Below are 17,896 nucleotides of genomic sequence, written 5' to 3' on the forward strand. Positions count from 1 at the left end.
CGGGATCATGCAGTCGGCGGGGGCGGGGGTGGTGCGTCGCTAGGGTCGCTGGTATGACGAATGTGCGTGATGATCTGGCACCGACCGGCGTACTGCGGGCGTCGATCAACCTGGGGAACCCGGTTCTGGCGCAGGGGACTCCTGCTGAGCCGCGGGGTGTGACGGTCGACATCGCGCGCGAGATCGCGCGCCGGCTCGACGTGCAGCTCGAGCTGATCTGTTTCGACGCGGCCCGCAAGTCGTTCGAAGCGATGACGACCGGGCAGGCCGATATCTGCTTCCTCGCGATCGATCCGGCGCGCGCCGGGCAGGTGGCGTTCACTGCGCCGTACCTGGCGATCGAGGGCGTCTTCGTCGTACCGCAGGACTCGGGGCTGAAGGCGGTCGCGGATGTCGACGCGACGGGGATCCGGGTCGGGGTGAAGGAGGGGTCGGCGTACGACCTCTATCTGACCCGGACGCTGCAGGAGGCGACGATCGTCCGTGGTGACGAGGGCGTCGAGGTCTTTCGGGCCGAGGGGTTGGAGGTCGGGGCCGGGATCCGGCAGCCGGTCACGCAGTGGGTGGCGGACCATCCGGAGTACCGCCTGATCGAGCAACCGTTCATGCAGATCCAGCAAGCCGTCGGCACGACCAAAGCGCGCCACCCCGAGACGGTTGCCTACCTGAACGCCCTCGTCCAGGAGTTCGTGAGCGTGAACATCACACTGGGTGAGTCTTGAACTACTGATTGCAGGTTCCTGCCACGGCAGGGGGTTCGTGCAACCGTTTGGCAGGGTGTGGACATCTAACGGTGAGTGGCTTCCTGATTCCGCACTGTGAGGTGGGTCGGGGAGTCATGTGAGGACAACCGAAATGGGAGGGACTCAATCGTGGCATCGACACCACGATCGAGGCGTATCGGCGTTGCCGCCGTCGCCTCGATCGCAGCCCTGGGAATCGGCCTGTCAGGCATCGCCCAGGCTTCCGCACAGCAATCCGCACAGCAATCCGCTCCGAGCCCGCTAGCAGCCAAGGCCCAGGCCAAGAAGGCCGAGCCCGTCAAGGTCACCCTGGTGACCGGTGACCGCGTCACCGTCCACGGCGACGGCAAGGCGACCGTCGAGCCCGGCGCCGGCCGCCACAACATCGCCTTCGGCAGCTACCGGGTGAAGGGACACCTGTACGTCGTACCGTCCGACGTTCGGCAGCAGCTGGCGAGCGGCCGGCTGGACCGGCGGCTGTTCGACGTGACGGGTCTGATCAAAGCGAAGTACGACGACAAGTCGTCCAAGTCGATCCCCGTGATCGTCACTTATGCAGGCAACGCGAAGACACGAGCCGCCGTACCGGGGGCGACGGTGACCCGCCAGCTGCCGGTCGTCAACGGCGCGGCGCTGAAGGTCGACAAGGGCAAGGCTGCCGCTTTCCTGGCTGATGCCGGTAACGCTCGCTCGGCGACCGCGATCGAGAAGATCTGGCTGGACGGCAAGCGCGAGCTCCTGCTCGACAAGTCCGTGCCGCAGATCGGGGCGCCGGAAGCCTGGAAGGCCGGCTACACCGGTAAGGGCATCAAGGTCGCGGTGCTCGACTCCGGGATCGACGCGACGCATCCTGACCTGGCGACCCAGGTCGCGGGCGGGAAGAACTTCCTCTCCGAGGAGCCGGACGGCGACTTCGTCGGTCACGGGACCCACGTGGCCTCGACGATCGCGGGCACCGGCGCGGCCTCGGGCGGCAAGTACAAGGGTGTCGCACCGGACGCGAAGCTCTATGACGGCAAGGTTTGTGGCGTCCAGGAGTGCAGCGAGTCCACCATCGTGGCCGGGATGGAGTGGGCGGCGAACGAGGTCAAGGCGTCGGTCGTCAACATCAGCCTCGGCGGTGGCGACACCCCGGAGATCGACGTGATGGAGGAGGCCGTCAATCGGCTGACGGCGCAGACCGGCACGCTCTTTGTCATTGCCGCAGGCAACAGTGGCCCCAGCGGCGGCACTGTCCTGTCGCCGGGCAGCGCGGAGGCCGCGCTGACGGTCGGCGCGGTCGACAAGCAGGACCAGCTGGCCGACTTCTCGAGCGTCGGCCCGCGCCTCGGTGACGGTGCGGTCAAGCCGGACGTCACCGCGCCCGGTGTCGACATCGTCGCCGCCCGGTCGAAGGACGGCGACATCGGTACGCCGGTCGGCGACAAGTACCTGAACCTCAGCGGTACGTCGATGGCGACGCCGCACACCGTCGGCGCGGTCGCGATCCTGGCCCAGCAGCACCCGAACTGGAAGGCGGGTGAGCTGAAGTCGGCGGTCACGGGTTCCGCGAAGCCGGCGGCCGGTCAGTCGACGTTCCAGCAGGGCGCCGGCCGCGTCGACGTGGCCAAGGGCATCAAGCAGACCGTCGTCAGCGACCCGGGCAACCTGTCGTTCGGGACTGCGGTCTGGCCGCACAACGACGACGAGCCGGTCACCAAGACGCTGACGTACCGCAACCTGGGCGACCAGCCCGTCACGCTGAACCTGGCGGCGACACTGACCGACCCGTCCGGTACGGCGGCTCCGGCGGGCGCGCTGCAGTTGAGTGCGAACACCGTCACGGTTCCGGCCGGTGGCACCGCGTCGGTCCAGGCGACCTCGAACACCAAGCACACCGGACCGGACGGCGCGTACTCCGGCCGGGTCACCGCAACCGCCGGTGACGCTTCCGTGGTCACCGGGATCGGTGTCACCAAGGAGGTCGAGAGCTACACCCTGAAGGTGAAGACGACCGGTCCGGACGGCAAGCCGCTCCCGCCGTTCCTCGTCATCCTTGGTCTCGACGACCACTCGTTCAACTTCTACGGCACCGAGCAGGACGAGCTCAGCCTGCGGCTGCCGAAGGGTGGCTACCACCTGGAGGCCGCCAGCTTCCTGGAAGATCCGAACACGCCGGAGAAGTACTCCTTCTACGAGGTCGTGCAGCCGGAGCTCAAGCTGACTGGGGACGCAAGCATCGACCTCGACGCCCGGCTCACCAAGCCGGTCAAGGTGACCGTGCCGAACCCCGAGGCGAAACTCGCGGTCGGTTCACTCGGCTACGAGCGGTTCACGGCCGACGGTAAGGCCGGGCTGGGGTCGTCGGCGTTGCTGTTCGACTTCGACAACGTCAACACCGCACAGATCGGTCCGGATCTGCCGCCGGCACAGTTGTCGGGATATGTTGCCTCGCAGTGGGCCAAGCCGGGCAGCGACGGACGGTTCACCAACTCGCCGTACCTGTACGCCCAGAGCAACGGGACACCGGGACGCTTCCCGACCGGGCTGATCCGGAACGTGCAGGCCAAGGACCTCGCCGAGGTCACCCAGCAGATCAACGCGGCCAGTGACCGCACGGTGGAACGGGTCGTCTTCAGCTCGGCCGGTGGCTGGTCGATCATTCTGAACTACGACCAGCCGGCGTCGCCGAAGCTGCTCGCCGACGCCAAGCCGGTCGCTTGGAGCACGGAGATCCGCGAGATCGTGCCCAGCACGGATCCGGAGAACCCGTTCCCGGACACCATCACCCAGCTCCAGTCGCCGTTCCGCGAGTACCAGGCCGGTAAGAAGTACCAGGAGCGCTTCAACGCTGCTGCCTTCACCCCGTCGCCGGCCTACGCCGGCCGGCTCGAGAACGACCTGCAGGTGTCGGCCTACGGCCTGACCGATGCCGATGGCAACAAGGGCGGTACCCGGGCGGACACCCAGTCGAGCAAGCTGTCGCGTGACGGCAAGGTGGTTGCCGAGTCCAAGTTCTTCGGTGACATCTACGTCGAGGGCCTGCCGGCCGAGAAGGCGAAGTTCACCTTCCAGACGTCGATGACGCGGCAGACGTACTCGTCGTTCAGCACCCGGACCGACCTGACCTGGACCTTCGACTCCGCGGCCACCGCCAAGGAGACGCTGATCCCACTGGTCGGAGTCGGCTACCAGCCCAAGGTCGACAAGGACAACGTCGCGGACCGCAAGCCGGTGACCGTGCTGCCGTTCACCCTGATCGCGCAGCCGGACAGCGCCTTGCCGGCGGTCAAGAAGGTCGAGCTCCAGGTCTCCGGCGACGACGGCAAGACCTGGCACAAGGCCTCCGTCGTACCGGCCGGCAAGGGTGCTTACAAGGCGATCTTCGCGACCCCCAAGGGCGCCAAGACGATCTCCCTGAAGGCCCACGTAGTAGATGCCCAGGGCAACACCGCCGACCAGACCACGATCGGTGCCTACCCCCTGCGCTAACTCCGACAACTGAGCTGTGCTGATTCGATAACTGAATAGCCAGGGCGTCGCGACCACACCGGTCGCGGCGCCCTGCAGCGTTCGGTGGACTCACGCGTCCTTGCAGGCGTAGAGATCAACCGAAGGGGAGAACCCATCGTGCAACCCACCGCCCGATCGACGCGCGCCGGCTTTGCCGCAGCTGCCTCGATCGCCGTCCTGGCGCTCGGCCTGCCGGCGGTCGCCGCGCCCACCCAAACTTCACCGAATCCCGCGTCGACCTCGGCGCCGAAGCCACCGAAGGTCCACCAGGTCACACTGATCACCGGCGATCGGGTCACCTTGCGCGACGGTGAAAACCGGCAGGCGAGCGTTCAGGCCGGGCCCGGTCGCAGTCACATCAGCTTCAACACCTACCGCGCCAAGAACCGCCTGTACGTCGTTCCGTCCGACGTCCAGCCCGAACTTGCGGGCGGCCGGTTGGACAGCCGGCTGTTCGACGTCAACGGGCTGATCGCGGCCGGGTACGACGACAAGGCGAGCAAGAGCACGCCAGTGATCGTCACGTACGCCGGTAAGGCGCGGAAGCGTTCGGTCCTTCCAGGAGCGAAGGTGACTCGGCAGTTGCCGATCGTCAATGGTGCTGCGGCGGCTGTTCCGAAGTCGGGGAACTTCGTGGCGGGATTGCGTTCGGCCGGTGTCGAGAAGGTGTGGCTGGACGGCAAGCGGAAACCGTCCCTCGACGTCTCGGTACCCCGGATCGGCGCTCCGGCTGCCTGGCAGGCGGGATACACCGGTCAGGGCACCAAGGTCGCCGTACTGGACACCGGTATCGACGCGTCGCATCCCGACCTCGCCACGCAGGTTGCCGGTGCGAAGAACTTCACTGCCGAGGCAGCGGGCGATGTGGTCGGTCACGGCACGCACGTCGCCTCCACGATCGCAGGCACCGGTGCCGCATCGAGCGGCAAGTACAAGGGGGTGGCGCCGGACGCGCAGCTGTACGACGGCAAGGTCTGTGAGAAGACCGGATGTCCGGACTCGGCGATCCTGGCCGGGATGGAGTGGGCCGCGACCGAGGTCAAGGCCCAGGTCGTCAACGTCAGCCTGGGCGGCGCAGACACTCCGGGGCTCGACCCGCTGGAGGCGGCCGTCAATCGGCTTACTGCCGAGACCGGCACGCTGTTCGTGATCGCTGCGGGCAATTCAGGTCCGACCGATCGCACGGTCCAGTCACCGGGCAGCGCGGATGCCGCACTGACCGTCGGAGCGGTCGACAAGTGGAACGACTGGCTGTCCGAATTCTCCAGCCGCGGCCCACGGGTCGGTGACGGCGCGGTGAAGCCGGATCTGATGGCTCCGGGCGAAGACATCGTTGCGGCCAAGGCGAAGGACGCGATCATCGGAGTACCGGTGGGGGACCGCTACCTCGCCCTGTCCGGTACGTCGATGGCCACGCCGCACGCGGCCGGCGCTGCCGCGTTGCTGGTGCAGCAGCACCCGGCCTGGAAGGCGGGTGAGCTGAAGAGCACGTTGATGGGGTCGGCGAAGCCTGCCGCCGAGCAGACGGCGTTCCAGCAGGGTGCGGGCCGCGTCGACGTGGCGGCGGCGATCAAGCAGACCGTCGTGAGCGACCCGGGCAACCTGTCGTTCGGTACGGCGCCTTGGCCGCATGACGACGACCAGCCGGTGACCAAGGAACTCACCTATCGCAACCTGGGCGAGCAGCCGGTCACGCTGAACCTGGCCGCGGAACTCAAAGCACCGGACGGCAGCCCGGCTCCGGCGGACGCGCTGAGCCTGAGTGCGAGCACGGTGACCGTGCCGGCCGGTGGGACCGCCTCGGTCCAGGCGACGTCGAACACCAAGCACAGCGGCCCGGACGGGTTCTACTCCGGCCGCGTGACCGCGACCGCCGACGGCGTCTCCGTCACCACGGCGATCGGCGTCGATCGCGAGAAAGAGCGCTACACCCTGACCCTGCGTGGCATCGGCCCGGACGGCAAACCGGCCGCACCGCGCGGCCTGATCTACAGCGTCGCCGACGACCAGTTGCTCTTCTACGGCACGGGGCAGTCGGAGGTGAAGCTTCGGCTGAACAAGGGTGAGCAGATCCTGGACAACCGGCTGACCGCGCCGGACCCGGACAACCCGCCGAAGAGCTCCAACTACTGGACTGCTCAGCCGAGCCTCGAGCTGACCAAGGACACGACAGTAGTGATCGACGCGCGGCAGGCGAAGCAGATCAAGATCACTGTGCCCAAGGCCGACGCGTCACTCGCGGTCGCCTTGATGGGCTTCGTCCGGCTGATGCCGGGCGTCGAGTTCGCCGCGATCACGCAACTGCCGGATCTGGACAGCTTCTACTCGCTGCACCTCGGCCCGGAACTTCCGGGGGCGGAGCTGACCAGCATGATCACGACCCAATGGGCTCGCAAGAACTCCGCCGGACAGTTCGACAATTCGCCGTACCTGTATGGCCAGGCACACCACGCGAACGGCAAGTTCCCGACCGGGTTCGTCCGCAACCTCAAACCGAAGGACTTCGCTGTCCTGAAGCAACAGCTGAACGCAACCAGCAACCGGCAGACCTGGCGAGCTGTCACTGCGCGGATTCCGGGGATCTTCGTCACGTGGTCCACCGCACTGCGCTACGACCAGCCGAGTACGACGACGGTCCTGGTGGAGGCCGAACACGCCAAGTGGGGTACCAACGTCATCGAGCCGAGCGACCCGGGCGAGGACCCGACCGGCCTTCCGTCGGGCTGGTACACCTGGATCGACACGCCGGACCGGGTCTACCAGGCGGGCCGGACCTATCGGGAACGGTTCAACGCTGCCGCCTTCGGCACCGCGCCGAGCGGGCCCTTCCGGTACGACGACGAGATGCACCTGTTCGCCCACAACCTGATGGATGCGGATGGGAACCGTGGCAACACACTCGCGGACACCGAGTCGAGCAGGCTGTTGCGCGATGGCAAAGTCATCAGGGAGAGCCCGTGGTGGGGTTATGTGAATGTCTTCGGTCTCCCCAAGGAGAACGTGCAGTACGTCTTCGAGTCCTCGCAGACGCGGGCGTCGGTGTCGGGGCTCAGCACCCGAACGGATCTGCGCTGGACGTTCTCCTCGGGGGTGACGACCGAGGAGACGCCGATCCCTGCGCTGGGCGTCGGCTACCGGCCGAAGGTCGACCTCCACAATGTCGCCGACCGTACGCCGGTCACCGTCCTGCCGGTGTTCCTCGTCGCGGGCCGGAGTTTCGGCGTGGACCTGCCGCTGCCGGCGATCAAGTCGGTGGAGGTCGAGGTGTCCGGGGACGACGGGAAGACCTGGCAGCAGGCGTCGGTGACGGGTGCCGGCCGGGGCGAGTACAAGGCGGTCTTCGCGACACCGAAGGACGCCAAGACGGTGTCGTTGCGGACCAAGGCCGTCGACGCGGCCGGCAACACGACCGAGCAGACCACGATCAACGCCTACCCGATTCGATGAGGATCGAATAGCTGGGCGGGATCCAACCCCAGGGATGGTTCGGTGCATCTCTCTCAGCAGAGACCCATCCGAACCCGGGGAGGAACCCGCCGTGACTCAGAGTTCGAGAACAAGACCCGCGATCGCCGTACTGGCGGTCGCGGGTCTCGCGTTGAGCCTGACAGTGGCCGGCCCTGTCCCGGCCACTGCCGCCGGACCGTCGTCGCCACAGCCCGCACCGCGAGAGGCTCAGCACGTCACCCTGGTCACCGGCGACCGGGTGACGTCGTTCGACGGCACCACGTCGATCGAGCCGGGTCCGGGCCGCCGCACGATCGACTTCGACACGTACACCACGCGGGGCCGCGTCCACGTCGTACCGTCCGACGTCCGGGACGAGCTGGCCAGTGGCCGCCTCGACCAGCGGCTGTTCGACATCACCGGACTGGTCGAAGCCAAGTACGACGACGCCTCGACCCGCGCGATCCCGGTGATCGTCACCTACAAGGCCCAGGCCAAGCAGCGGGCCGCGTTGCCGGCCGCGCAGCTCGTTCGCGAACTCCCGGTGATCAACGGCGCTGCGTGGAAGATCGAGAAGGATCGCGCCGGCGACTTCCTACGCGGTCTCGGTACGGCGCGTTCGGCGCCGGCGATCGACAAGGTCTGGCTGGACAGCAAGCGCACACCGAAGCTCGACCGCTCGGTCCCGCAGATCGGCGCGCCGGCGGCCTGGCAGGCCGGCTACACCGGTCAGGGCATCAAGGTCGCCGTGCTCGACACCGGCGTCGACAAGACCCATCCGGATCTCGCGACGCAGGTCGTGGGCAGCAAGAACTTCACGAGCGAGTCGGCCGCCGACGTGATCGGTCACGGCACGCACGTCGCCTCGACGATCGCCGGGACCGGCGCGGCGTCGGACGGCAAGTACCGAGGAGTCGCTCCGGACGCCGAGTTGTACGACGCCAAGGTCTGCGGCGTCGACGGCTGTCCGGACTCGATGATCCTGGCCGGCATGGAGTGGGCTGTCACCGAGGTCGGGGCCGATGTCGTCAACCTCAGTATCGGTGGCCCGGATCAGCCGGGGATCGACCCACTCGAGGCAGCCGTCAACCGGCTGACCGCGCAGCACGGCACCCTCTTCGTCATTGCCGCCGGCAACGAAGGTTGGTCCGGCGACAAGATGGTGAACTCACCGGGCAGTGCGGACGACGCCTTGACGGTCGGCGCGGTGAACAAGGACGACAGCCTGGCCGACTTCTCCAGCCGCGGGCCGCGGGCCGGGGACAGCGCGGTCAAACCCGATGTGACCGCGCCGGGTGGTGAGATCGTCGCCGCACGGTCGAAGGATGCCGTCGCGGAGGAGCCGGTCGGCGACAAGTACCAGACCCTGTCCGGTACGTCGATGGCCACGCCGCACACCGCCGGAGCCGCGGCGCTACTGGCCCAGCAGCACCCTGCATGGCAGGCCGCTGAGCTGAAGAACGCACTGATCGGTTCGGCCAAGCCCAGCCCGGACAACACAGTCAGCGAACAAGGTGCCGGCCGCATCGACGTCGCCAAGGCGGTGGGGCAGTCCGTCGTCGCGGAAGAGGGCAACCTGTCCTTCGGCGTCGCGCAATGGCCGCACAGCGACGACAAGCCGGTCGTCAGAACCCTGACTTATCGCAACTACGGAGACAAGCCCGTCGAGCTCGACCTCGCCGCGTCGATGAAGACGCCGGAGGGTGACCCGGCTCCGGGCGGCGCGTTCACTCTGAGCGCGAACACCGTGACCGTCCCCGCAGGTGGTACCGCCGCCGTTCAGGTGACCTCGGACACCAAGCACGACGGGCCCGACGTCTTCTATTCCGGTCGGATCACCGCCACCGCACCCGGTGTATCGGTGACGACGGCAGCCGGTGTGGACAAAGAGGACGAGCGCTACACCCTGAACATCACGGCGATCGGCCCCGACGGCGCCGCGATCGCTCCCACGGGCCTTCTCTCCGCCTGGAACGGCTATGACGCCCCGCGGTTCGGGAACGGCGTCGACAAGGTGATCAGCCTGAGGCTGCCGAAGGACACCTGGAGCCTGGGCAGCACGTTGAGAGTTCCCGGGGCGGGCAAGCCGGCGATCTATCACCTGGTCCAGCCGGAGATCGCGCTTGCCGGAGAGGTATCGGTCGTGCTGGATACGCGCCTCGCCAAGCCCTTACGGATCACGGTGCCCGAGGAAGGTGCCGAGGTGCGGGAGGCCTACTTCGGATTCAACCTGATGGCTCCCGACGGTTACCCGGAAGGTTGGCAGTCCAAGTTCTACGACTTCGACAACCGGTACTCGGCGCAGATCGGCCCGCCGGTGGCGCCGGAGCGGAAGCTGAAAGCGTTCCTCGGATCCCTTTGGGCGAAGCCGACCACGAACGGCACCTTCGACAACTCGCCGTACGTCTACGGTCAGGCGAACGGCTTCCATGGTCAGTACCCGACCGGGTTCGTCCGGGACGTGCAGCCGAAGGAACTCGCCGTCGTCCACCAGCAGGTCTTCTCCCCGAGCGAGCGCAGGATCGGACGCGAGATCATCGGCGGGCTGGCGGACATCACCGCGTTCGGCTTGGTCGAGCTGAAGTACGACCGGCCGATGCCGACGAAGCTCCTGGCCGACAGCGGTGCGGCGCGCTGGTACTCGGTCTATGCGGAACTCGGCGCGCAGAACGAGACCATCAGTTTCGCCCGCCGCGTGGACGCTCGGTACCAGGCCGGACAGACGTATCACGAGCGCTACCTCGCGCCGGTCCACACCGTGACCGCGCACACGACGGAGCGGAGTCCGGACGGCCTGAGCATCTACCTGCGGACGCTGCTGGACGGCGAGGGTAACGACGGCCGGGCCGATGCGACGGACACGGCCTGGAGCAAGCTGTTGCTGGATGGCGAGGTGATCGCCGAAGCCGACCGATTCGGTTCCGTCCAGGCCGAGAATCTGCCGGCAGGGAAGGCGAAGTACACCCTGCAGACATCGATGACTCGGCCGTCGTACTCTCCGGTGAGCACCCGGACCGACCTCACCTGGACGTTCGCATCGGCTGCGGTGACCAAGACCACGGCGCTGCCGTTCATCAGCATCCGCTACCGCCCGGCCCTGGGCGACGACTTCCTGGCCGAGCGCAGACCCGTAACCGTCCTTCCCATCCACCTCGGCTCGCAGCTGGACCCGATCGACGGCGTCCGCCCGTCGCTTCCCGGCGTCAAGGAGGTCAGCCTCAAGGTGTCCGGTGACGGCGGCAAGACCTGGCAATCCGCAGTCGTCACCAAGACCGGCACCGGCCGGTACCAGGCGGTCTACCCGACCCCGAAGAACACCAACTCGATCTCCCTGCGGACGCACGTGGTCGACGTCGACGGCAACACCACCGACCTCACGACCGTCGACGCGTACCGGATTCGATGAGGATCGAATAGTTCGGTGGGTGCAACCCCGCGGAGGGGGTTTTGCGTTCCAGTGGCGCAGAGACCTATCCGAAACCTGGGGAGGACCCGTCGTGACTCGGAGTTCGAGAACGAGACCCGCGATCGCCGTACTGGCTGTCGCGGGTCTTGTGTTGACCGGTTTGAGCGCGCAGGCAGTGGCAGCGCCGCGGCCCGCTGCGCCGACGGCGTTTGGTGGAAAAGATGTGCAGGTCACGCTGATCACCGGTGACCGGGTTGTGTTGCACGGTGGTGATCCGGCCAAGCAGACCATCACGGCCGGGCCGGGCCGCGAGGGCATCCCGTTCCAGACGCAGCGGACCAAGGACCACTCGTATGTGATCCCGGCCGACGCCATCAAGGCGGTTGGCGAGGGGCGTCTGGACCGGCGGCTGTTCGACGTGACCGGGCTGATCAAGGCCGGGTACGACGATGCGTCGTCGAAGGTGATTCCGGTGCTGGCGACGTACGACGGCAAGGCGAAGCGGAGCACGCCCGTCGGGGCGAAGGTGACGCGGCAGTTGCCGTCGATCAAGGGCGCGGCCCTGGATGTGGACAAGTCGAAGGCAGCCACCTTCCTGGGGAAGCCGGCGGCTCGATCCGCCGGTGGGTTCGCCAAGCTGTGGCTGGACGGCAAGCGCAAGGTGGTGCTGGACCAGTCGGTGCCGCAGATCGGTGGACCGGCCGCGTGGGCTGCTGGGTATACCGGTAAGGGCGTGACGGTCGCCGTACTGGACACCGGGGTTGATGCGACTCACCCGGACCTGGCGACGCAGGTTGCGGGGGCGAAGAACTTCACCACTGAATCGGCCGAGGATGTCATCGGTCATGGGACGCATGTCGCCTCGACGATTGCCGGGACGGGTGCTGCGTCGGGCGGGAAGTACAAGGGTGTCGCGCCGGACGCGAAGATCTATGACGGCAAGATCTGCATCGAGGACGGCTGCTACGAGTCCGACATGCTGGCCGGGATGGAGTGGGCGGCGAAGGAGGTCAAGGCCAAGGTCGTCAACTTCAGCATCGGCGGTACGGATACTCCGGAGATCGACCCGATCGAGGAGGCCGTGAACCGGCTGACCGCGGAGACCGGCACCCTCTTTGTCGTTGCTGCCGGCAACAGTGGTCTCAATGGTCCGGGCAGTGTCGCATCGCCCGGCAGCGCCGAAGCTGCACTGACCGTGGGCGCGGTCGACAAGCAGGACGGCCTGGCCTACTTCTCCAGCGTCGGCCCGCGGGTCGGCGACAGCGCGGTGAAGCCCGACGTGACTGCGCCCGGTGTCGACATCGTTGCGGCCAAGGCGAAGAACTCGAGTATCGGCGAGCCGGTCGGCGACCAGTACCTGAACCTCAACGGTACGTCGATGGCGACCCCGCACACCGCTGGTGCCGCGGCCCTGCTCGCGCAGGAGCACCCGTCGTGGAAGGCGGGTGAGCTGAAGAGCACGCTGATGGGTTCGGCCAAGGCGGCCGCCGATCAGACCGCGTTCCAGCAGGGTGCCGGGCGGATCGACGTTGCTGCGGCGATCAAGCAGAGCGTGGTCGCGTCGGAGGGCAGTGTGTCCTTCGGTCTGGCGACGTTCCCGCATACCGACGACGAGCCGGTCGTGAAGACGCTGACCTACCGGAACCTTGGTGATCAGGCAATCACGCTGAACCTGGCGACGACGTACAAGGACGGCACGGGTGCTGATGCTCCGGCGGATGCGCTGGTTCTGAGTGCCAACACTGTGACGGTCCCGGCTGGCGGAACCGCTGCTGTGCAAGCGACTTCGAAGACGAACCACAGTGGGCCGGACGGCCTGTACTCCGGTCGGATCACGGCCACGGGCGGTGGCCAGACGGTCGTCGTACCGGTTGGTGTCGACAAGGAGATCCAGTCGCACACCCTGACCGTGCAGACGCTGGCTCGCGATGGGAAGCCGTCTGACTACCCGGTCTCGGTTTATGACGTGAACAAGGGCGACCTGCTGTCGTACGACCCCGACGCCAACGGCTTGGTCAAGGCCAAGCTTCCGCCGGGTGAGTACCTGGTCGGCCAGTTCCAGGAGTTCGAGCGGGGCGAGGAGGACTGGATCTTCTTCCAGTTGGTTGCACCGCAGGTGCAGGTCGACGCCGACCGCACGGTCGTGCTCGACGCCCGCCTGGCCAAGCCGGTCGAGACGACCGTCCCGACTGCCGGTGCCGAGCAGGCCACCTCCGCCATCGGCTACGACCGGACGAAGCCGGGCTCGAACGCGGAGTACGGCTTGGAGATGAGCGGCTTCGGCAATGGCGAGATGTTCACGCACAGCGCCGGCCCCAGGCTGTCGGAGGCCGAGATGGTCGGGCATGTGTCGTCGCAATGGGGTGTTCGGGGTCCGGAAGGATTCTTCTTCAACACGCCGTACCTCTACGCGCTGGCGACCCGGCAGCCGGGCGAGTTCGTCACCGGATTCAACCGGACCGTGCAGCTGAAGGACCTTGCGGTGGTCGACACCCAGGTGAACGCGACGACGGATCGGCGGGCGATCGCGTTCAGCTTCCCGACCCTGGAAGGCGTCAGCTGGTCCGGCGCGCGAGCCGTCTACCTCGATACGCCCCGGCCGATCCGCTACTACCTCGACGCGAAGGCCGAGTGGAGGACGAGCGTCGAGGAAGCGGCGTCGGAGAGTGATCCGTTCGCCCAGCCCAGGTGGGAGCTCAACAGTCAGCTGAAGAGCTACCAGGCCGGCCGCACCTACCGCGAGCAGCTGAACGCAGCGGCCTTCGGTCCGAAGGGCGGCGTCTCCCGGTACCAGAACAACCTGTCGGTCGGCATCGGGAACTACGGCGACAGCAGTGGCGCGACCGGCTTCATCGAGACCGACTCGGCGAGCAGCACCCTCACCCTCAACGGTGAGCAGATCGGTACCTCGAACCGCTTCGGGTACGCCGCAGCTGAGGGAGTACCGGCCGCGAAGTCGACGTACAAGTTCGTCACCACCGGCACGCAGTCGGTCTCCGGGTTCGCGACCAGGGTCGACCTGACCGCGACCTTCACCTCAGCGACAACCACGGAGTGGGGCAGCCTGCCGATTGCCACCGCCCGCTTCCAGCCGAAGGTCGACGGCCACAACGTCACACCCCGCACCAAGGTGACAAGGCTGCCGGTGTTCGTCGACGGGACGACCCAGGTCAAGTCACTGAAGGTCGAGGTCTCCGGCGACGCCGGTACGACGTGGGTCGCGGCGCGCGTCGTCCGGTCAGGGAAGGGCTTCACCGCCGTCTTCCCGACCCCGGCCGGCGCAGGCATCTCGTTGCGGGCCACGGTTGTGGACCGCGCCGGGAACAGCACCACCCAAACGGTCATCGACGCCTACCGCATCGCCTGATCCAAGCACCCCCCGACTGCCGCCGCCGGACACCCCTTCGGCGGCGGCAGTCCCATCCGCCCCTCCGCCTGCGCGGCGGCGCGCCGGAGTCGGGCGAGGATTCACGGAAGATGGCTGCCGCTCCGTGGCAGTACGACTCCGTGAATCTCCACACTCGTTGGACGAGCGCCGCGGCGGAGGCGGTGTCCGTTCGGGGGAGGAACTGTCGCCGCCGGAGGCGGGGGCCTTGTCAGCCGAGGAGGTTGAGGGCTTGTACTGCGTCTCGTTCTTCGGCCAGTTCGGCGGTGGAGGCGTCGATGCGGGCCCGGGAGAAGTCGTTGATGTCGAGGCCCTGGACGATCTCCCAGTTGCCGTCCTTGGTGGTGACGGGGAAGGAGGAGATGAGGCCTTCGGGGACGCCGTAGGAGCCGTCGGAGACGACGGCCATCGAGAGCCAGTCGCCGTCGGCGGAGCCGCGGAGCCAGTCGCGGGTGTGGTCGATGGTGGCGGCCGCGGCGGAGGCGGCCGAGGAGGCGCCGCGGGCCTCGATGATGGCGGCGCCGCGCTTCTGGACGGTCGGGATGAAGTCGTTCTCGAGCCAGTCGGTGTCACCGGTGAAGTCGGCGGTGTTCTTGCCGGCGACCTCGGCGTGGAAGATGTCCGGGTACTGGGTGGCCGAGTGGTTGCCCCAGATGGTCAGCTTCTTCAGCTCGGTGACGTGCACGCCGGCCTTGCGGGCCAGTTGCGCGAGCGCGCGGTTGTGGTCCAGCCGGGTCAGCGCGGAGAAGCGCTCGGCGGGGATGTCCGGCGCGTTGCTGCGGGCGATCAGCGCGTTGGTGTTGGCCGGGTTGCCGGTGACGGTGATCCGGATGTCGTCGGCGGCGTGGTCGTTCAGCGCCTTGCCCTGGCCGGTGAAGATCGCACCGTTGGCCTCGAGCAGGTCACCGCGCTCCATCCCCTTGGTCCGCGGCCGGGCGCCGACCAGCAGCGCGACGTTGGCGCCGTCGAAGATGACGTTCGGGTCGTCGCCGATCTCGACCCCGGCCAGCGTCGGGAAGGCGGAGTCCTCGAGCTCCATGACGACACCCTCGACCGCCTTCAGCGCCGGGGTGATCTCGAGCAGCCGCAGCTCCACCGGGGTGTCCGGGCCGAGCAGGGCACCGCTCGCGATCCGGAACAGCAGGCTGTAGCCGATGTTCCCGGCGGCTCCGGTGACGGCCACCTTTACCGGTGTAATGCTCACGACAGCTCCAATCTGTACATTCTGGTGCTTCGGACGCTAGCAACATCCGCAGGCGGGCCCAACCCTGGGTAGCCTCCGACTTGCTCACATCCTCACGAGTTCGTTCACCGGTTGGACATCTGACGTCTTGCGGACGGCTGCCGCCGTCCCCGAGGGTTCTCCCAGTCCCTGACTTGTAAGGAGTTAGTCCATGAAGCGGTTCGTCCCTGTCGCCGTCTCGGCCCTCGCGGTCGGCGCGACCCTGCTGGTCCCGCAGGCCGTCCAGCAGACTCAAGCGAACGGCGACCAGGCTCAGGTCGCCGGTTCGGCGTACCAGCACCGCGACGACTTCGTCATCGTCGGCCACCGCGGTGCCTCCGGGTACCGGCCCGAGCACACCCTGGCGGCGTACGAGCTGGCCGCCCGGATGGGCGCCGACTACATCGAGCCCGACCTGGTCACGACCAAGGACCGGGTCCTGGTCGCCCGGCACGAGCCGGAGATCGGCGGTACGACGGATGTCGCGAAGCACCCGGAGTTCGCGAACCGGAAGAAGACCAAGGTGCTCGACGGGACCCCGCTGACCGGCTGGTTCGCCGAGGACTTCACCCTCAAGGAGCTGAAGACGCTGCGTGCGGTCGAGCGCATCCCGGCGCTCCGGCAGCACAACACCGTCTTCAACGGCCGCTACCAGGTCCCGACCTTGCAGGAGGTCATCGACCTGAGCAAGCGGCTGTCCAAGGAGCTCGGCCGCACGGTCGGCATCTACCCCGAGACCAAGCACCCGACGTACTTCCAGCAGCAGGGTCTCGCGCTCGAGCCCGAGCTGGTCAAGACGCTGAACCGCAACGGCCTGAACCGCCCGAACGCAGCAGTGTTCGTGCAGTCCTTCGAGGTCTCGAACCTGATCGCTCTGCACAAGCAGCTCCGGGTCCCGCTGGTCCAGCTGACCGACGCCGAGGGCCAGCCGTACGACTTCACGGTCGCGGGTGACAAGCGCACGTACGCCGACATCACCAGCCCGAAGGGCCTGAAGGACGTGGCCAAGTACGCGTCCGGCCTCGGTCCGTACAAGGCGCAGATCATCCCGTTCACGGCCGACGGCAAGCAGGGCAAGCCGACCACGCTGGTCGCCGACGCGCACCGGGCCGGCCTGGTCGTGCACCCGTACACCTTCCGGGTCGAGAACAACTTCCTGCCGAACGAATTCGACAGCGACGCGGTCGCGGCGAACTCCGGCAACCTGTTCGCCGAGATCGCGGCGTACCGGGCGCTCGGGATCGACGGTCTCTTCACCGACAACACCGACGTAGCGGTGGCCCAGGAGAAGGAAACGAAGTAACTGACAAGATAGGTGGGTGGAACGCAAAGTCGGCTCGGGCACAGCGACGGTCGAGGCAGCGCCGGACGGCACGTTCGTGCTGCGGGTCGACGGGTCGCTGCAGTCGCAGGTCGATCTCGCGGATCCCACCCACCTGTCGTTCGAGTACATGCGCCGGATCGCCGACGTGCTCGATGTCACGACGGCCCGCCGGCAGCCGATCGCGGTCACGCATATCGGGGGTGCCGCGCTCAGCCTGCCGCGGTACGTCGCGACCACCCGGCCGCGGTCCCGGCAGATCGTGCTCGAGCCCGACGAGGATCTGACCGAGTTCGTCCGGGAGGCCCTGCCGCTGCCGAAGCGCTCCGGGATCAAGGTGCGCGGGGCTACCGGCCGGGCCGGCATCACCGAGCTGTACGACGATTCGATGGACGTCCTGATCCTGGATGCGTTCGAGCGTGAGGCGGTGCCGGCGAGTCTGGTCACCACCGAATTCTTCGCCGAATGCGCCCGCGTCCTGCGCCCGACCGGTCTGCTGATCGCCAACCTGATCGACGGCCAGGCCGGTCTGCCGTTCATTCGCCGTACGGCGGCCACCGTGCGAGCCGCGTTGGGCGACGGCGTGGTGCTTGCCGAGCGCAAGGTTCTCCGCGGCAAAGGGTTCGGCAACGTCATCCTGATCGCCTCCCCGCACAAGGTTCCCGATCTGACCGCGACCGGCCGCCGCGCGCAGCCGCCGTACGACGTGACTCCGCTGACCGAGTTGGCCGGCAAGGCGACCGTGCTGGCGGACAGTGACGGATTCACGCCGCCCGCCGCTCCGCCAGGCACATTTCGTCCCTGACCAACCGCACGGGACGTAGCTGACAGGCTACAGACTGTGATATGTAGAGGACGGCGTCCGCCCGCCACCTACATA

8 protein-coding genes are annotated in these 17,896 nt (G+C 67.5%); 7 read left to right on the top strand and 1 reads right to left on the bottom strand.

What is annotated here, in order from left to right; genetic code table 11:
• The first annotated feature begins 53 nt into the window (after nucleotides 1-53).
• The 5 genes from E1261_RS19530 to E1261_RS19550 all read left to right on the top strand — a co-directional run bounded on the left by E1261_RS19530 (nucleotide 54) and on the right by E1261_RS19550 (nucleotide 14,455).
• Nucleotides 54-722, top strand: coding sequence for a transporter substrate-binding domain-containing protein (locus tag E1261_RS19530; RefSeq protein ID WP_132408399.1), 669 nt, complete (start codon nucleotides 54-56; stop codon nucleotides 720-722).
• A 150-nt stretch (nucleotides 723-872) separates the two neighbouring features.
• Complete coding sequence (locus tag E1261_RS19535) at nucleotides 873-4,214, top strand: S8 family peptidase (RefSeq protein ID WP_132408401.1); 3,342 nt, start codon at nucleotides 873-875, stop codon at nucleotides 4,212-4,214.
• 138 nt (nucleotides 4,215-4,352) lie between these two features.
• A complete protein-coding gene (locus tag E1261_RS19540) occupies nucleotides 4,353-7,682 on the top strand; it encodes a S8 family serine peptidase (RefSeq protein WP_132408403.1) in 3,330 nt (1,109 codons plus the stop codon).
• A gap of 91 nt (nucleotides 7,683-7,773) precedes the next feature.
• Nucleotides 7,774-11,088, top strand: a complete 3,315-nt coding sequence (locus E1261_RS19545; protein WP_238176307.1) for a S8 family serine peptidase — start codon at nucleotides 7,774-7,776, stop codon at nucleotides 11,086-11,088.
• A 91-nt stretch (nucleotides 11,089-11,179) separates the two neighbouring features.
• A complete protein-coding gene (locus E1261_RS19550) occupies nucleotides 11,180-14,455 on the top strand; it encodes a S8 family serine peptidase (RefSeq protein WP_132408407.1) in 3,276 nt (1,091 codons plus the stop codon).
• Between the two features lie 229 nt (nucleotides 14,456-14,684).
• Here the strand turns inward: E1261_RS19550 and E1261_RS19555 are convergent, their stop codons facing one another.
• Complete coding sequence (locus E1261_RS19555; RefSeq protein WP_132408409.1) at nucleotides 14,685-15,677, bottom strand: malate dehydrogenase; 993 nt, start codon at nucleotides 15,675-15,677, stop codon at nucleotides 14,685-14,687.
• A gap of 190 nt (nucleotides 15,678-15,867) precedes the next feature.
• On the opposite strand from E1261_RS19555, the gene E1261_RS19560 reads away from it, so the two are divergent.
• Together E1261_RS19560 and E1261_RS19565 are read left to right on the top strand one after the other, a co-directional pair.
• Nucleotides 15,868-16,998, top strand: a complete 1,131-nt coding sequence (locus tag E1261_RS19560; protein ID WP_132408411.1) for a glycerophosphodiester phosphodiesterase — start codon at nucleotides 15,868-15,870, stop codon at nucleotides 16,996-16,998.
• Nucleotides 16,999-17,014: 16 nt separating this feature from the next.
• Nucleotides 17,015-17,821, top strand: a complete 807-nt coding sequence (locus tag E1261_RS19565) for a spermidine synthase (protein WP_132408413.1) — start codon at nucleotides 17,015-17,017, stop codon at nucleotides 17,819-17,821.
• The last annotated feature ends 75 nt before the right edge of the window (nucleotides 17,822-17,896 follow it).

This window comes from Kribbella albertanoniae, assembly GCF_004348455.1.
Classification (GTDB): Bacteria; Actinomycetota; Actinomycetes; order Propionibacteriales; family Kribbellaceae; genus Kribbella; species Kribbella albertanoniae.